Annotated in this window: 11 protein-coding genes; 10 read left to right on the forward strand and 1 reads right to left on the reverse strand. The window is 54.6% G+C overall.

Translation table 11 applies throughout. The features are described from left to right. The first annotated feature begins 2 nt into the window (after window positions 1-2). The 10 genes from sdhA to BGP77_RS13390 all read left to right on the forward strand — a co-directional run bounded on the left by sdhA (window position 3) and on the right by BGP77_RS13390 (window position 12,867). Window positions 3-1,775, forward strand: coding sequence for a succinate dehydrogenase flavoprotein subunit (sdhA, locus tag BGP77_RS13345; protein ID WP_108165217.1), 1,773 nt, complete (start codon window positions 3-5; stop codon window positions 1,773-1,775). 23 nt (window positions 1,776-1,798) lie between these two features. Beyond that, the gene (locus tag BGP77_RS13350) at window positions 1,799-2,506 is read left to right on the forward strand and encodes a succinate dehydrogenase iron-sulfur subunit (protein WP_108165218.1); all 708 of its coding nucleotides are present in this window, start codon (window positions 1,799-1,801) and stop codon (window positions 2,504-2,506) included. 170 nt (window positions 2,507-2,676) lie between these two features. Beyond that, window positions 2,677-5,520 (forward strand): 2-oxoglutarate dehydrogenase E1 component, encoded by a 2,844-nt coding sequence (locus BGP77_RS13355; RefSeq protein WP_108165219.1) that lies wholly within the window; start codon window positions 2,677-2,679, stop codon window positions 5,518-5,520. A gap of 30 nt (window positions 5,521-5,550) precedes the next feature. Continuing rightward, a complete protein-coding gene (odhB, locus tag BGP77_RS13360) occupies window positions 5,551-6,828 on the forward strand; it encodes a 2-oxoglutarate dehydrogenase complex dihydrolipoyllysine-residue succinyltransferase (protein WP_108165220.1) in 1,278 nt (425 codons plus the stop codon). Window positions 6,829-6,910: 82 nt separating this feature from the next. Next, window positions 6,911-8,350 carry a dihydrolipoyl dehydrogenase gene (lpdA, locus tag BGP77_RS13365; protein WP_108165221.1) on the forward strand — a complete coding sequence of 480 codons (1,440 nt, stop codon included), beginning with the start codon at window positions 6,911-6,913 and terminating at the stop codon, window positions 8,348-8,350. Window positions 8,351-8,473: 123 nt separating this feature from the next. Next, window positions 8,474-9,643, forward strand: coding sequence for an ADP-forming succinate--CoA ligase subunit beta (gene sucC, locus BGP77_RS13370; RefSeq protein ID WP_108165222.1), 1,170 nt, complete (start codon window positions 8,474-8,476; stop codon window positions 9,641-9,643). Then, window positions 9,640-10,512, forward strand: a complete 873-nt coding sequence (gene sucD / locus BGP77_RS13375; protein WP_108165223.1) for a succinate--CoA ligase subunit alpha — start codon at window positions 9,640-9,642, stop codon at window positions 10,510-10,512. The genes sucC and sucD overlap by 4 nt, the downstream gene beginning before the upstream one ends. Window positions 10,513-10,726: 214 nt before the next feature. Further along, window positions 10,727-11,317, forward strand: a complete 591-nt coding sequence (locus BGP77_RS13380) for a TetR/AcrR family transcriptional regulator (RefSeq protein WP_108165224.1) — start codon at window positions 10,727-10,729, stop codon at window positions 11,315-11,317. A gap of 164 nt (window positions 11,318-11,481) precedes the next feature. Next, window positions 11,482-11,985 (forward strand): hypothetical protein, encoded by a 504-nt coding sequence (locus BGP77_RS13385; RefSeq protein ID WP_108165225.1) that lies wholly within the window; start codon window positions 11,482-11,484, stop codon window positions 11,983-11,985. Window positions 11,986-12,132: 147 nt separating this feature from the next. Next, window positions 12,133-12,867 carry a DUF599 domain-containing protein gene (locus tag BGP77_RS13390; RefSeq protein WP_108165226.1) on the forward strand — a complete coding sequence of 245 codons (735 nt, stop codon included), beginning with the start codon at window positions 12,133-12,135 and terminating at the stop codon, window positions 12,865-12,867. Here BGP77_RS13390 and BGP77_RS13395 read toward each other — a convergent pair. Continuing rightward, window positions 12,864-14,213, reverse strand: a complete 1,350-nt coding sequence (locus BGP77_RS13395; RefSeq protein ID WP_108165227.1) for an MFS transporter — start codon at window positions 14,211-14,213, stop codon at window positions 12,864-12,866. The genes BGP77_RS13390 and BGP77_RS13395 overlap by 4 nt on opposite strands. Between the last annotated feature and the right edge of the window lies 1 nt (window position 14,214).

The following is a 14,214-nucleotide window of genomic DNA, read 5'->3' on the forward strand; positions in this document are numbered from 1 at the left end:
GTATGGCTAAGATTAAAACGATGACCTACGACGCCATCGTCGTCGGTGGTGGCGGCAGCGGCCTGCGGGCAGCGCTGCAATTGGCACAGTCGGGTTTGAATACCGCTGTGGTTTCCAAAGTGTTTCCGACGCGTTCTCATACCGTATCTGCTCAGGGTGGTATTACCTGCGCGATCGCCAGTGCCGATCCGGATGATGATTGGCGTTGGCACATGTACGACACCGTCAAAGGTTCCGATTACATCGGTGACCAGGACGCGATCGAGTACATGTGTTCAGTCGGCCCGGAAGCGGTATTCGAACTGGACCATATGGGTCTGCCGTTCTCTCGCTTTGAAAACGGTCGTATCTACCAGCGTCCGTTTGGCGGTCAGTCCAAAGGCCCCGATAACCCCACTCAGGCTGCTCGTACCTGTGCCGCGGCGGACCGTACCGGTCACGCTCTGCTGCATACGCTGTATCAAGGCAACCTGAAAGCCGGAACGTCTTTCCTTAATGAATGGTATGCCGTCGATCTGGTGACCAACGCCAAGGGCGCGGTCACCGGCGTCGTTGCGATTGAAATCGAAACCGGCGACGTTGTTCATATCCAGTCAAAAGCGACCGTGCTGGCGACCGGTGGTGCGGGCCGTATTTATGCGTCTACCACGAATGCCCTGATCAACACGGGCGACGGTATCGGCATGGCATTGCGTGCCGGCTTCCACGTTCAGGATATGGAAATGTGGCAGTTCCACCCGACCGGTATTTACGGCGCTGGCACACTGGTCACCGAAGGTTGCCGTGGTGAAGGCGGCTACTTGATCAATAAAGACGGCGAGCGCTTTATGGAGCGTTATGCGCCGAACGCCAAAGACCTGGCCGGCCGCGATGTCGTGGCACGTTCCATGGTGTTGGAAATCCTTGAAGGTCGCGGTGGCGGCGAAGAGGGCGATCACGTTTATCTTAAGCTCGATCACTTGGGTGAAGAACTGCTGCAAAGCCGTCTGCCGGGTATTGTTGAGCTGTCTAAAACCTTTGCCCACGTTGACCCTGCTAAAGAGCCGATCCCTGTGGTGCCAACCTGCCACTATATGATGGGCGGCATTCCGACCAACATCGGCGGCCAAGCCCTGATGATGGACGAAAACGGCAACGACAAAGTCATTGATGGTCTGTACGCCTGTGGTGAAGCGGCTTGTGTATCGGTTCACGGTGCCAACCGTCTGGGTGGCAACTCCTTGCTTGACCTGGTGGTCTTTGGTCGCGCAGCGGGTATGCAAATCGAGAAAACCATTCGCGAAGGCTACGAATCCGATGCGGCGACTGCCGAGGACATCGATCGTGCAATGGCGCGTCTGAACGCCTTGGAAAACACCACCGAAGGCGAAAGCGTTGCCGCTGTGAAGAAAGACCTGCAGAACACAATGCAGCTGCACTTCGGCGTATTCCGCGAAGGCAAGAGCATGGCCGAAGGTCTGAAGAAGCTGGCGGAAATTCGCGAGCGTGTTGGTAAGGTTAAGCTCGACGATAAGAGTAAGGCGTTCAACACCGCTCGTATCGAAGCGCTGGAACTGGCCAACCTGCTGGAAGTGGCTGAAGCGACGGCAGTTGCCGCAGAGCAGCGCACTGAGAGCCGTGGTGCTCACGCTCGTGAAGACTATCAGGACCGCGATGATGAGAACTGGCTGTGCCACTCCATCTTCAAGCCGGCGGATAAATCGATCGCCAAGCGCGCGGTTAACTTCTCGCCGAAGACGGTCGACACCTTCCAACCCAAGGTCCGCACCTACTAACGGTTGCCTTTTCGGAGCACGCTATGAAAGTCAGTATCTATCGTTACAATCCGGAAACCGACAAGAAGCCCTATATGCAGGACTACGAGGTTGAGATTCCGGAAGGCAAGGATCTGATGGTCCTTGACGTTCTGAACCTGGTGAAAGAACAGGACACCACTGTTTCTTATCGTCGTTCCTGCCGTGAAGGCGTGTGTGGTTCGGACGGTCTGAACATCAATGGTAAGAACGGCCTGGGTTGTATTACCCATCTGTCGGATGTGAAGGGCGGCCGTGAAAAGCTGGTCATTCGTCCGCTGCCAGGGTTGCCGGTCATCCGCGACCTGGTTGTCGATATGGGTGTGTTCTACAAGCAGTACGAGAAGATCAAGCCATACCTGATCAACGATCAGCCTGCACCGGCGATCGAGCGTCTGCAAAGCCCTGAAGATCGTGACAAGCTGGATGGTCTGTATGAGTGCATTCTGTGCGCCTGCTGCTCCACCTCTTGCCCGTCGTTCTGGTGGAACCCGGATAAATTCGTCGGCCCGGCCGGTTTGCTGCAGGCATACCGTTTTCTGGCGGACAGCCGTGATACCGCCACGGCTGATCGTCTCGCCGATTTGGACGATCCGTTCAGTGTGTTCCGTTGCCGTGGCATTATGAACTGTGTCAGTGTCTGCCCTAAAGGGCTGAACCCGACGCGGGCAATTGGCCACATTCGGTCTATGCTGTTGGCGAACGCCACCTAAACACGAACAACCGCGTCTCTCGCGGTCAGAAACCCCGGCTCTGCCGGGGTTTTGTTCGGCTCCAGCCTGTGATGTTGTTGGGGATTTCTGAGCAGAGAGTGCACAATTCGAGTTGATGCCTGCGGGCATCATGATTTCTTCCGCGGTTTTGAACAAACAGGGTTCAAGCAATGCAAAACGGCACCATGGAGGAACTTTGGTCGACGTCCCATCTATCGGGCGGCAACCAAACCTACCTTGACGAGATGTACGAAGCCTATCTGGCTGATCCTAATTCCGTTCCCGAACAGTGGCGTGCGGTATTCGACAAGCTTCCCAACATTAATGATCAGGTAACGACCGACACCCCGCACGCGCCGGTTCGTGATCATTTTCTGTTGCTTGCCAAATCTCCCAAGGTAGCCTCTGATACGTTGGCGCCGAGCATCGTCAGCGAGCACGAGCGCAAACAGGTGCGCGTTCACCAGTTGGTAACAGCCTATCGTTTTCGCGGTCACCAGAAAGCTCAGCTTGATCCGCTCGGTTTGACCGAACGCGATCCGGTTCCCGATCTGGATATGAATTATCACGGTCTGACTCAGGCTGATGAAGACACCGTTTTCCAGTGCGGCAACATCTATATTGGTAAGAACGAAGCCCCGCTGAAGGAAATTGTTGCGGCCCTTGAGCAGACTTATTGCTCCTCTATCGGCGCTGAATTCACTCATATCGTTAACACCGCCGAGCGCCGCTGGGTTGAGCAGCGTATGGAGTCAGTGCGTTCACGTCCGGATTATTCCGATGAAGCGCGTCAGCATATTCTTGAGCGCCTGACGGCGGCTGAAGGTCTGGAAAAGTTCCTCGGCTCTAAGTATCCAGGCACCAAGCGTTTTGGTCTGGAAGGTGGCGAGTCGTTGATTCCGCTGATGAACGAGCTGATTCAGCGCAGCGGTTCTTACGGCGCCAAAGAGTTAGTGATCGGTATGGCCCACCGTGGCCGCCTGAATATGCTGGTCAACATCCTCGGTAAGAACCCAGCCGATCTGTTTGAAGAATTTGAAGGTAAGTCCTTCCTGGATCAGGGCTCCGGTGACGTGAAATACCACCAGGGTTTCTCCTCCAACGTCATGACGTCCGGTGGCGAAGTGCACCTGGCGCTGGCCTTTAACCCGTCGCATTTGGAAATTGCCGCACCCGTTGTGGTCGGCTCAGTACGGGCTCGTCAGGATCGCCGTGGCGATCACGAGGGTAACCAGGTGGTGCCGGTCAATATTCATGGTGATGCGGCTTTTGCGGGTCAGGGTGTGGTGATGGAAACGTTCCAGGCGTCACAAACCCGTGCGTTCACAACCGGCGGCACCATTCACATCATCATCAATAACCAGGTTGGTTTTACCACCTCTAAGCGGATCGATGCGCGCTCTACCGAGTACTGCACCGATATTGCCAAAATGGTTCAGGCGCCGATCTTCCATGTTAATGGCGACGATCCTGAAGCGGTTATTTTCGTCACCCAGCTGGCCGTTGATTACCGTCAACAATTCAAGCGCGATGTGGTTATCGATCTGGTGTGCTATCGCCGTCGTGGTCACAACGAGGCCGATGAACCGGCGATGACTCAGCCGCTAATGTATCAGGCCATTCGCTCACGCAAGAGCACGCTGGAGCTGTACGCCAACCAGCTGGTTGAGCAGAAGGTGGTCAGCCAGGATACCGTTAAGTCGATGGCCGACGAATACCGCGACCTGCTGGATAAAGGCGAGCACGTGGTTAAGTCTCTGGTCAAAGAACCGAACAAGTCGCTGTTCGTTGACTGGACGCCTTATCTGAATCAGCCGGTGGTTGATGAATACGACACCAGTTGGCCGCTGAAAGAGCTGCAGGCTCTGGCGGATGAAATCAACCAGATGCCGGAAGGCTTCCCGCTGCAGCGTCAGGTCGGCAAGGTAATTACCGACCGCGAAAAAATGGCCAAAGGTGCCTTGGCACTGAACTGGGGTATGGCCGAGTTGCTGGCCTATGCAACGCTGATCAAAGAAGGCCATCCGATACGGATGACCGGTCAGGACTCAGGTCGGGGTACCTTCGGTCACCGTCATGCGGTACTGCACAATCAGAAAGATGGCAGCACCTATACGCCGCTGGCGCATCTGGAAGAAAACCAGCCGACCTTTGAAGTCTACGATTCCTTCCTGTCGGAAGAGGCGGTAGTGGCCTTTGAATATGGCTACTCAACCACCACGCCGAATGCGTTGGTGATCTGGGAAGCTCAGTTCGGTGATTTCGCCAACGGTGCCCAGGTGGTGATCGACCAGTTCATCACCTCAGGTGAGCACAAATGGGGTCGTCTCTGTGGCTTGGTGATGTTGCTGCCGCACGGTTACGAAGGTCAGGGGCCGGAACACTCTTCCGCGCGCTTGGAGCGTTTCCTGCAGCTGTGCGCCGAGCAGAACATCCAGGTGTGCATGCCGACAACGCCCGCTCAGGTTTACCACATGCTGCGCCGTCAGGTGCGTCGCAATCTGCGTAAACCGCTGGTGGTGATGTCGCCGAAGAGCCTGCTGCGCCATAAAGACGCCACGTCCAGCCTGGAAGAGCTGGCGAGTGGCAGCTTCCAGACGGTCATTGACGAAACCAACAGCGACATCGATCCGAAACAGGTCGAACGCGTCGTGCTGTGTTCCGGCAAGGTCTATTACGATCTGATCGAGAAACGTCAGAGCGAAGAGGTTAAGAACGTAGCCATTGTACGTATCGAACAGCTGTATCCGTTCCCGGAAGAGCGCCTGTACGAAACGCTGAAAGGTTACACTAAGCTCAAAGACGTCGTCTGGTGTCAGGAAGAGCCGATGAACCAGGGCGCCTGGTATTCCAGTCAGCACCACATGCGCAAGGTACTGCAGCGAGTCAATTCCGACCTGTACCTGACGTATGCCGGTCGTGATGCTTCGGCGTCACCGGCGGCCGGTTATATGTCGCTGCACCTTGAACAACTTGAAAAATTCCTTAACGAAGCAATTTTGCTTGCTCAGTGATCGACGCTCTACGACTAAGGATCCGTACAGATGGCCACAGATATTAAAGCTCCACAATTTCCAGAGTCCGTCGCTGACGGCACGATTGCGACTTGGCACAAAAAGCCCGGCGAAGCCTGTTCTCGCGATGAGTTAATTGTTGATATTGAAACCGATAAAGTCGTGCTGGAAGTCGTGGCTCCGGCTGATGGTGTTATCAAAGAAATCATCAAAGACGTCGATGAAACCGTCGAAAGCCAGGAAGTGATTGGCATCTTCGAAGAAGGCGCCAGTGGCAGCAGTGACGCTGGTGGTGATGACAGTCAGTCAGACGAGAAAGCCAGTGAAGAGAAAACGGAGCAGTCTGAGTCTGCGCAATCGTCTTCTGACCAAGGCGGTGGCGATCCGGATGCGGCTATGAGCCCGGCGGCCCGTAAACTGGCTGATGAGAAAGGTCTGACGGCGGCTGACATTACCGGCACGGGTAAAGGCGGTCGTATCACCAAAGAAGACGTGGTGAATGCCGGTTCTGGCAGTAAATCCAGCAACGCTCCGGCAGAAAGCACGCCAGGCATGATCCCTCAGGGTCAGTCTGCGACGGCCAGCGCGGGCATTCCGGCCGGACAGCGCACTGAGAAGCGTGTTCCGATGACGCGCCTGCGTAAGCGTGTTGCTGAACGTCTGCTCGACGCCAAGAACAGCACCGCTATGTTGACCACCTTCAACGAAGTCAACATGAAGCCGATCATGGATTTGCGTGCTCGCTACAAAGACACCTTCGAGAAAGCGCACAACGGCACACGCTTGGGCTTTATGTCTTTCTTCACCAAGGCGGCCAGTGAAGCATTGAAGCGCTTCCCGGAAGTGAATGCGTCGATTGACGGCGATGACATCGTTTATCACGGCTACTTCGACATCGGCGTAGCCGTCTCCAGCGATCGCGGTTTGGTCGTACCGGTACTGCGCGACACCGACCAGATGAGCCTGGCGACGATGGAAAGCACCATTCGTGACTTCGGTAAGCGTGCTCAAGAAGGCAAGCTGGGTCTGGAAGACATGCAGGGTGGTACTTTTACCATCACCAACGGTGGTGTGTTCGGTTCACTGCTGTCGACTCCTATCCTCAACCCGCCACAAACGGCCATTCTGGGTATGCACAAAATCCAGGAACGTCCGATGGCGGTAAACGGTGAAGTTAAGGTATTGCCGATGATGTATCTGGCGCTGTCTTACGATCACCGTCTGATTGACGGCAAGGAAGCGGTACAGTTCCTGGTCGCCATCAAAGACATGCTTGAAGATCCGGCTCGCATCCTGCTCGAACTGTAATAGCGGACCGGCATTATTTAGGACCGGCGCTGGCTGAATCGGCCAGCTCGGTCCGGAACTCATCGTTAAAGGTAGAAAACAGATGGCAAAACAGTTTGATGTAGTCGTGATCGGTTCTGGCCCGGGTGGGTATGTTGCCGCGATTAAAGCGGGTCAACTGGGTTTGAAAACCGCCATCGTCGAGAAATGGCTCGATAAAGAAGAGAAGCCTTCATACGGCGGTACTTGCTTGAACGTCGGTTGTATCCCGTCAAAGGCGCTGCTGGAATCCTCCGAGAAGTTCCACCAGGCCAAGCACGAATTCGATACGCATGGCATTTCCCTGAAAGACCTGAAGATCGACGTCAAAGGCATGATCGATCGCAAAGCCGGCATTGTTAAGCAACTGACCGGCGGTGTTGCGGGCTTGCTCAAAGGCAATGGTGTAACGGCCTTTGAAGGCAAAGGCATGCTCAAGTCGAACAAGGTTGTGGAAGTGACCTTGCACGATGGAAGTACCGAAACTCTCGAAGCTAAGAACGTCATCCTGGCGACCGGTTCTGTGCCGGTAGAGATCCCACCAACACCGCTGACTGACGATGTCATCGTCGACTCGGAAGGTGCTCTGGAATTTGATGCCGTACCTAAGCGTTTGGGCGTTATCGGTGCCGGTGTTATCGGCCTGGAATTGGGCTCTGTCTGGAAGCGTCTGGGTTCTGAAGTGGTCATTCTCGAAGCCATGGATAAATTCCTGGCCGCCGCTGACCAGGGAATTGCCAAAGACGCACTGAAATACTTCACCAAGAAAGAAGGTTTGGATATCCGTCTGGGTGCCCGTGTGACCGGTTCTGAAGTGAAGAAGAACAAAGTCGAAGTGACCTTTGAAACAGCTGACGGTGAGCAGAAGGAAACCTTCGACAAGCTCATCGTTGCGGTGGGCCGTCGTCCTTACACCGAAGGTTGCCTGGATAAAGGCTGCGGCGTTGATCTGGATGAGCGCGGCTTCGTTCAGGTAGACGATCAGTGCGCGACCACTGTCCCGGGCGTTTACGCGATTGGTGACGTGGTGCGTGGCCCGATGCTGGCGCACAAAGGTTCTGAAGAAGGCTTGATGGTGGCGGAAATCATCGCCGGCCATAATGCTCAGATGAATTACGACGCCATTCCGAACGTGATCTACACCCACCCGGAAATTGCCTGGGTAGGTAAGACCGAAGAAGAGCTGAAAAACGAAGGCGTTGATTACAAAGTTGGTGCCTTCCCGATGGCCGCTATCGGTCGTGCCATGGCGCAAAACGCCACAGACGGCCAGGTGAAGATCATTGCCGATGCCAAGACTGACCGGGTATTGGGCATGCACATCTTTGCTGCCGGAGCATCTGAAATGATTGCTCAGGGCGTGATCGCTCTGGAATTCGCGTCCAGTGCCGAAGATCTGCAGTTGACCTGCTTCGCGCACCCGACCAATTCTGAAGCGGTGCACGAAGCGGCTCTGGCGGTCGACAACATCGCCATCCACAAAGTTAATCGCAAGAAACGTTGATAGATGAAGAAAACCGGAGCTTGTCTCCGGTTTTCTTATTCGCTAATCAGAGTGCGAATCGGGTGAAACCGACGACAATAAAAAATTCTCCCTGAACACTCACGTTCAAAAACGGAAAGAACCATGAACCTACACGAATATCAATCCAAGCAGCTGTTCAAAGAGTACGGCTTGCCGGTATCTGATGGCTTTGCCTGCGATACCGCTGATGAAGCCGTTGCTGCCGCCAAGAAAATCGGCGGTGACATGTGGGTCGTTAAGGCCCAGGTTCACGCCGGTGGCCGTGGTAAGGCCGGTGGTGTGAAGCTGGTCAAGAGCGACGCTGAAATCCGCGAGTTTTCCGAAAAGTGGCTGGGTCAGAACCTGGTGACTTTCCAGACGGACGAAAACGGTCAGCCGGTCAGCAAGATTCTGGTTGAATCCTGCACCGACATCGCTCAGGAACTGTACCTGAGTGCCGTTCTCGACCGTGGCAGCCGTCGCGTGGTCTTTATGGCCTCCACCGAAGGCGGTGTTGAAATCGAGAAAGTGGCTGAAGAAACGCCGGAGAAAATCCTGCGTGCCCAGATCGATCCGCTGGTCGGCGCTCAGCCGTTTCAAGCGCGTGACATCGCTTTCCAGCTGGGTCTCAAAGGTGAACAAGTTAAGCAGTTCACCAAGATCTTCCTGGGTCTGGCCAAGTTGTTCGAAGACAAAGACCTGGCGCTGATCGAAGTGAACCCGCTGGTTATCACCGACGAAGGCAATCTGCATTGCCTGGATGCCAAGATCAACGTCGATGGCAACGCCTTGTTCCGTCAGAAGCAGATCGCCGACATGCGCGATCCGTCTCAGGAAGACGAGCGTGAAGCGCAGGCCGCTGCCTGGGAACTGAACTACGTGGCTCTGGATGGCAACATCGGTTGCATGGTTAACGGTGCGGGCCTGGCCATGGGTACCATGGACATCGTTAAGCTGCACGGTGGCCAACCGGCTAACTTCCTGGACGTCGGTGGTGGCGCGACCAAAGAGCGCGTTGCTGAAGCATTCAAGATCATCCTGTCCGACACCTCTGTTAAAGCCGTACTGGTTAACATCTTCGGTGGCATCGTGCGCTGCGACATGATCGCAGAAGGCATCATCGGCGCCGTTGAAGAAGTGGGCGTTAAAGTGCCGGTAGTGGTTCGTCTGGAAGGCAACAACGCCGAACTGGGCTCTAAGAAATTGGCCGAGAGTGGCCTGAACATCATTGCCGCCGCTTCCTTGACCGATGCTGCCGAGAAAGTGGTTAGCGCAGCTGGAGGTGCCGCATGAGCGTACTGATCGATAAGAACACCAAGGTAATCTGCCAGGGCTTTACCGGCTCTCAGGGCACCTTCCACAGTGAACAGGCCATTGAATACGGAACGCAGATGGTCGGCGGTGTATCGCCGGGCAAAGGTGGTACCACTCATCTGGGCCTGCCAGTCTTCAACACCGCTCGTGAAGCGGTTGAAGCCACTGGCGCAACCGCCTCTGTAATCTACGTACCGGCAGCCTTCTGCCTGGACGCCATCATCGAAGCCGCTGACAGTGGCGTTGAGTTGGTGGTGTGCATCACCGAAGGCATCCCGACACTGGACATGCTGAAAGCCAAAGAATACGTCGACCGTAAAGGCGTGCGTATGATTGGCCCGAACTGCCCGGGCGTGATCACTCCGGGAGAGTGCAAAATCGGCATCATGCCGGGCCACATTCACAAGCCGGGTAAAGTCGGCATCGTGTCTCGCTCCGGTACCCTTACGTACGAAGCCGTTAAGCAGACCACTGACCACGGTTTCGGTCAGTCTTCTTGCGTCGGCATCGGTGGCGACCCGATTCCGGGTTCCAACTTCATCGACATCCTGGAGATGTTCGAGAAGGATCCGCAAACCGAAGCCATCGTGATGATCGGTGAAATCGGTGGTACGGCCGAAGAAGAAGCAGCGGCGTATATCAAAGCCAATGTTTCTAAGCCGGTTGTATCCTACATCGCGGGTGTTACCGCACCTCCGGGCAAACGTATGGGCCATGCTGGCGCCATCATTGCAGGTGGTAAAGGTACTGCAGACGAGAAGTTTGCGGCGCTGGAAGATGCGGGCGTGAAAACCGTTCGTTCACTGGCTCAGATCGGGGAAGCACTGAAGGAACTGACTGGCTGGTAAGCCGGTGAGCTTCAAGTCGAAAAGGCAGCCTAGGGCTGCCTTTTTTTATGGGCGGTGGTTTAGGTGTAGGAACCGCTACTGCTGTAGGGCTGAATAAAGATTGCTGCGACCAGATGAGATAAAGTCTTAAAGTACTTGCAATTCAACCTACCAACTAGTAGGTTTAGTTCTCGACATCTTGTAATGGCCAAGCAGATATAGAGATGGGGTAGTTATGTCCACAGAGCTGTCACCCAAAGCGGCTGAAATCGCCAGTTACGCTCAGACCTTATTAGAGGCTGGCGGTTATAACAGCTTTAGCTACGCCAATATCGCGGCCGAGGTGAACATCAGTAAAGCCAGTATTCATCATCATTTCCCCAGCAAGGCGGAGTTGGTACGGGTGGTGGTTTCCCGTTATCGCCAGCAAGCTTTACAAGGCTTGGAATTGATGGAGCGGCATCAACCGGACGCTCTGAGCGCACTCAAAGCCTATGCGGACTATTGGTCTGACTGCATTCTGGGCCAAACCTCGTCGTTTTGTATCTGCGCCATGCTGGCTGCAGAACTGCCATCCATTCCAGATATTGCCGCCGTTGAAGTACAAGGCCACTTTCAGGATCTGTCGACCTGGTTGACGCGCATTTTGCAGGCCGGTCAGCAATCCGGGCAGTTGAGTTTGAATCGTGCTGCTGAAATCGAAGCAAAGGCTTTTATGGCTGAGATTCATGGTGCCATGGTGGCCGCGCGTGGTTTTGGTAACCCACAGGTTTTTCCGGAATTGGCTCAGCTGGCTATCGATCGTTTGACATCAGTCACTAACTGACCCGGAGGCGGGTAAAAAATTTACTTATTGTGTCTACCAACTAGTAGGTTTGGATTTTCTGATGACCGGTGGTCGGCGTCAGAGGAAACGGCGTTATCAGGGGAGTTTTTGATGCGCCATTCAATCGCACTGGGTGCAGTGTTTAACAGATGACGAGGTCATTTATGTCTCCTTCCATTTCGCTCCTAGGGGCGATCCATACCATCGTAAGTTTGATACCCATTGGCGCAGGCCTGTATGGCTTTGTGCGCTATCGCTTTATTGATGTCTCAAAGCGCTCTGGCAAGCTCTACCTGCTGGGGACCGTCTTGGCTGTATTGAGCTCCTTTGCTGTATCCAGCACCGGTGGTATTAATGCCGGCCATGCTTTTGGTGTGGTAGTGCTGTTTTTTGCTTTTGGTGGTGTTGTGGCGGCTAAGCTGCGTTTTCTTGGCCGCAGTCGGCCCTATTTGGCGACTTTCGGACTGTCGTTCAGTTTTTTGTTATCGCTGGTGCCTGGCACCAATGAAACGCTGACCCGGGTTCCGCTGTCGCATCCATTGGCAGAAGGTCCGACGTCACCCGTTATTCAACTGACATTACTGGCCTGGCTGGCATTGTTTGTTGTGGGGTTCGCGCTGCAATGTTGGTTGATTCGTTCGCGCAATTCGCTCAATCAACCAGCCTGACACGGCGTTAAATTAAACGGCCAAGCTCGATCTTTGATCGGGCTTTTTTGCGTTGCACTCACGACAGTCTGTTTGCTCCAGAGCTCTGACTTAGCACCGGTCTCATCTACAATAGAAATACCTGCCTGGAGCAACAAGGATGCAACCATGCCGCCGTTTTTTGACTGGCTCGCCTTAGTACTTTTTATCACAAGCTGGATCGCTTATACGCGTTATGCCTCGGTTGAGGGTAAGCGTCGCCACAGCCTGTCTTCCATCATGCACCATTTTCGTATCGACTGGATGCGGCGGTTGCTGCGTCGTGAAAACCGGGTGGCGGATATGTCGGCGGTGGGCAATCTAGAGCGTAACTCGGCCTTTTTTGCCTCGGCCTGTCTGTTTGCCGTCGGTGGCTTGATAACGGTGCTGGCGGCGTCAGAGCAGGTGATGGCGCTGCTCAACGATATTTCCTTTGTGCAGGACGGCACCAAGGCCATGTGGGAGGCGAAGGTAGGCATATTGATCTTCGTTTATATATACGCCTTCCTCAGCTTTACATGGAGCATGCGTCAGTTTGGTTTTTTATCGGTGATGATCGGATCGGCGCCAACGCCGACAGAGAGCATTGATGACAGCGTGAAAAGCACCTTCGCCATACACACGGCTGAAGTGATGGACCTGGCGGGTAAGCAATTTAACCTGGGCCTGCGCGCGTTTTATTTCAGCCTGGCAGTGGTGGGTTGGTTTATCGGGCCGTTCTGGTTTGTCGCCGGCACCGTCATCATTATTGCGGTGTTGTATCGGCGGGAGTTTCGCAGCAATACATTAAAGAAGTTGATTCGGGCCCGGGGGTTGGACCCGAATCTGCCTATTCACAGTGGCGACGAACACCCGCCGAGTTAATTCACCTGCTCAGCAGCCGGTCCTTGAGCAATGGCTTCGCTGAGCGGTACGCGACGCAACAATAGACCTCCGACTATAAAATACACCATGATGACCAGCAGGGCGTTGTGTCGGCCAATGGCGTCGGAAACCGGACCGAAGGTCATGCCGATGATGATGGCAAAACGTCCGAAGGTACCCCAGAGACCGAACAGCAGCGCAGAATCTTCTGGTCGGGCGAGTAAACCCACGACGGCACGACTGGCACTCTGAGTGGCGCCCATGGCGCTGCCAGCGATAAAGGAAATCACCACAAACAGCGGTACGACTCCAAGGCCAGTCAAGTATTGCAGTGGCTCCAGCCAATAGATCCCCAGTAACCCGCATAACCACCACAGTAACGACAGCAACAGGGTGTTTTTTGACCCCAGCGAGTCTTCCAGAAACCCGAAACCAATGGCGCCGATCATCGAAGCGATTTGCAGCGTAGCGCCAATGATCAGTAATTGGCCTCCACTGATGCCGATTTCTTCTTGCGCGTAGATGCCAAAGAATTTCACCACCACCGATACGCCGGCCATAAAGACCATAAAGGCGATAAAGAAGCGAAACAGCACGGGGTAGTCACCGATCAGGCTGCGCATGTCTTTCAATCGGGTTCCGGCTGCACGCAATAAAACGCCGATTGTGGCGTGTTCAAAGCCGGGTCGTGGAATGGCTCTTTCTTTGACGAACAGGAAAGTGGGCAGGGCGCCCAAACCATAAAACACAGCGATAGCCACCATCGCCAGTTGGGTTTGGTTGATGTAGAGCGCCAGGTCATCTTCGGCACGGGTGGTGACGATGCCGATAATCATCATCAGGCTCAGCAGACCGCCGATGTAACCGATGCCCCAGCCGAAACCCGATATACGGCCCATGTTGTCGCGGTTGGCAAGCTCGGTCAGGAAGCTGGCAATAAAGCTCTCAGACAGCATCCAGGCGGTGTTAGAGCAGATCAGAAACGCCATGCCTAACGCAATGTTGCCCGGGTCGACAAAAAACAGCCCGCCGGTCGCCAATACGGATACCCAGGTACACCAAGCCAGATAACGCTTTTTATGGCCGCTGTAATCACACAGTACACCGACAATGGGCGCCAGCAAGATTGCCAGACCGGTCGAGATGGCGACGCTGGCCGCCCAAAAGGTGTTTTTTAAATGCGCCAACTCAGGTGGCACGATGTAGGCAACGAAAAATGCGGAATAGATAAACGACACCACCACAGTGGTGTAACTGGAATTGGCAAAGTCATACATCGCCCAGCCGACAATTTCGCGCTTGCGTACGGTTTGAGCAGGACTGAGGGACTCGTCCGAAGAACTCATG

This window comes from Saccharospirillum sp. MSK14-1, from assembly GCF_003054965.1.
GTDB lineage: Bacteria > Pseudomonadota > Gammaproteobacteria > Pseudomonadales > Natronospirillaceae > Saccharospirillum.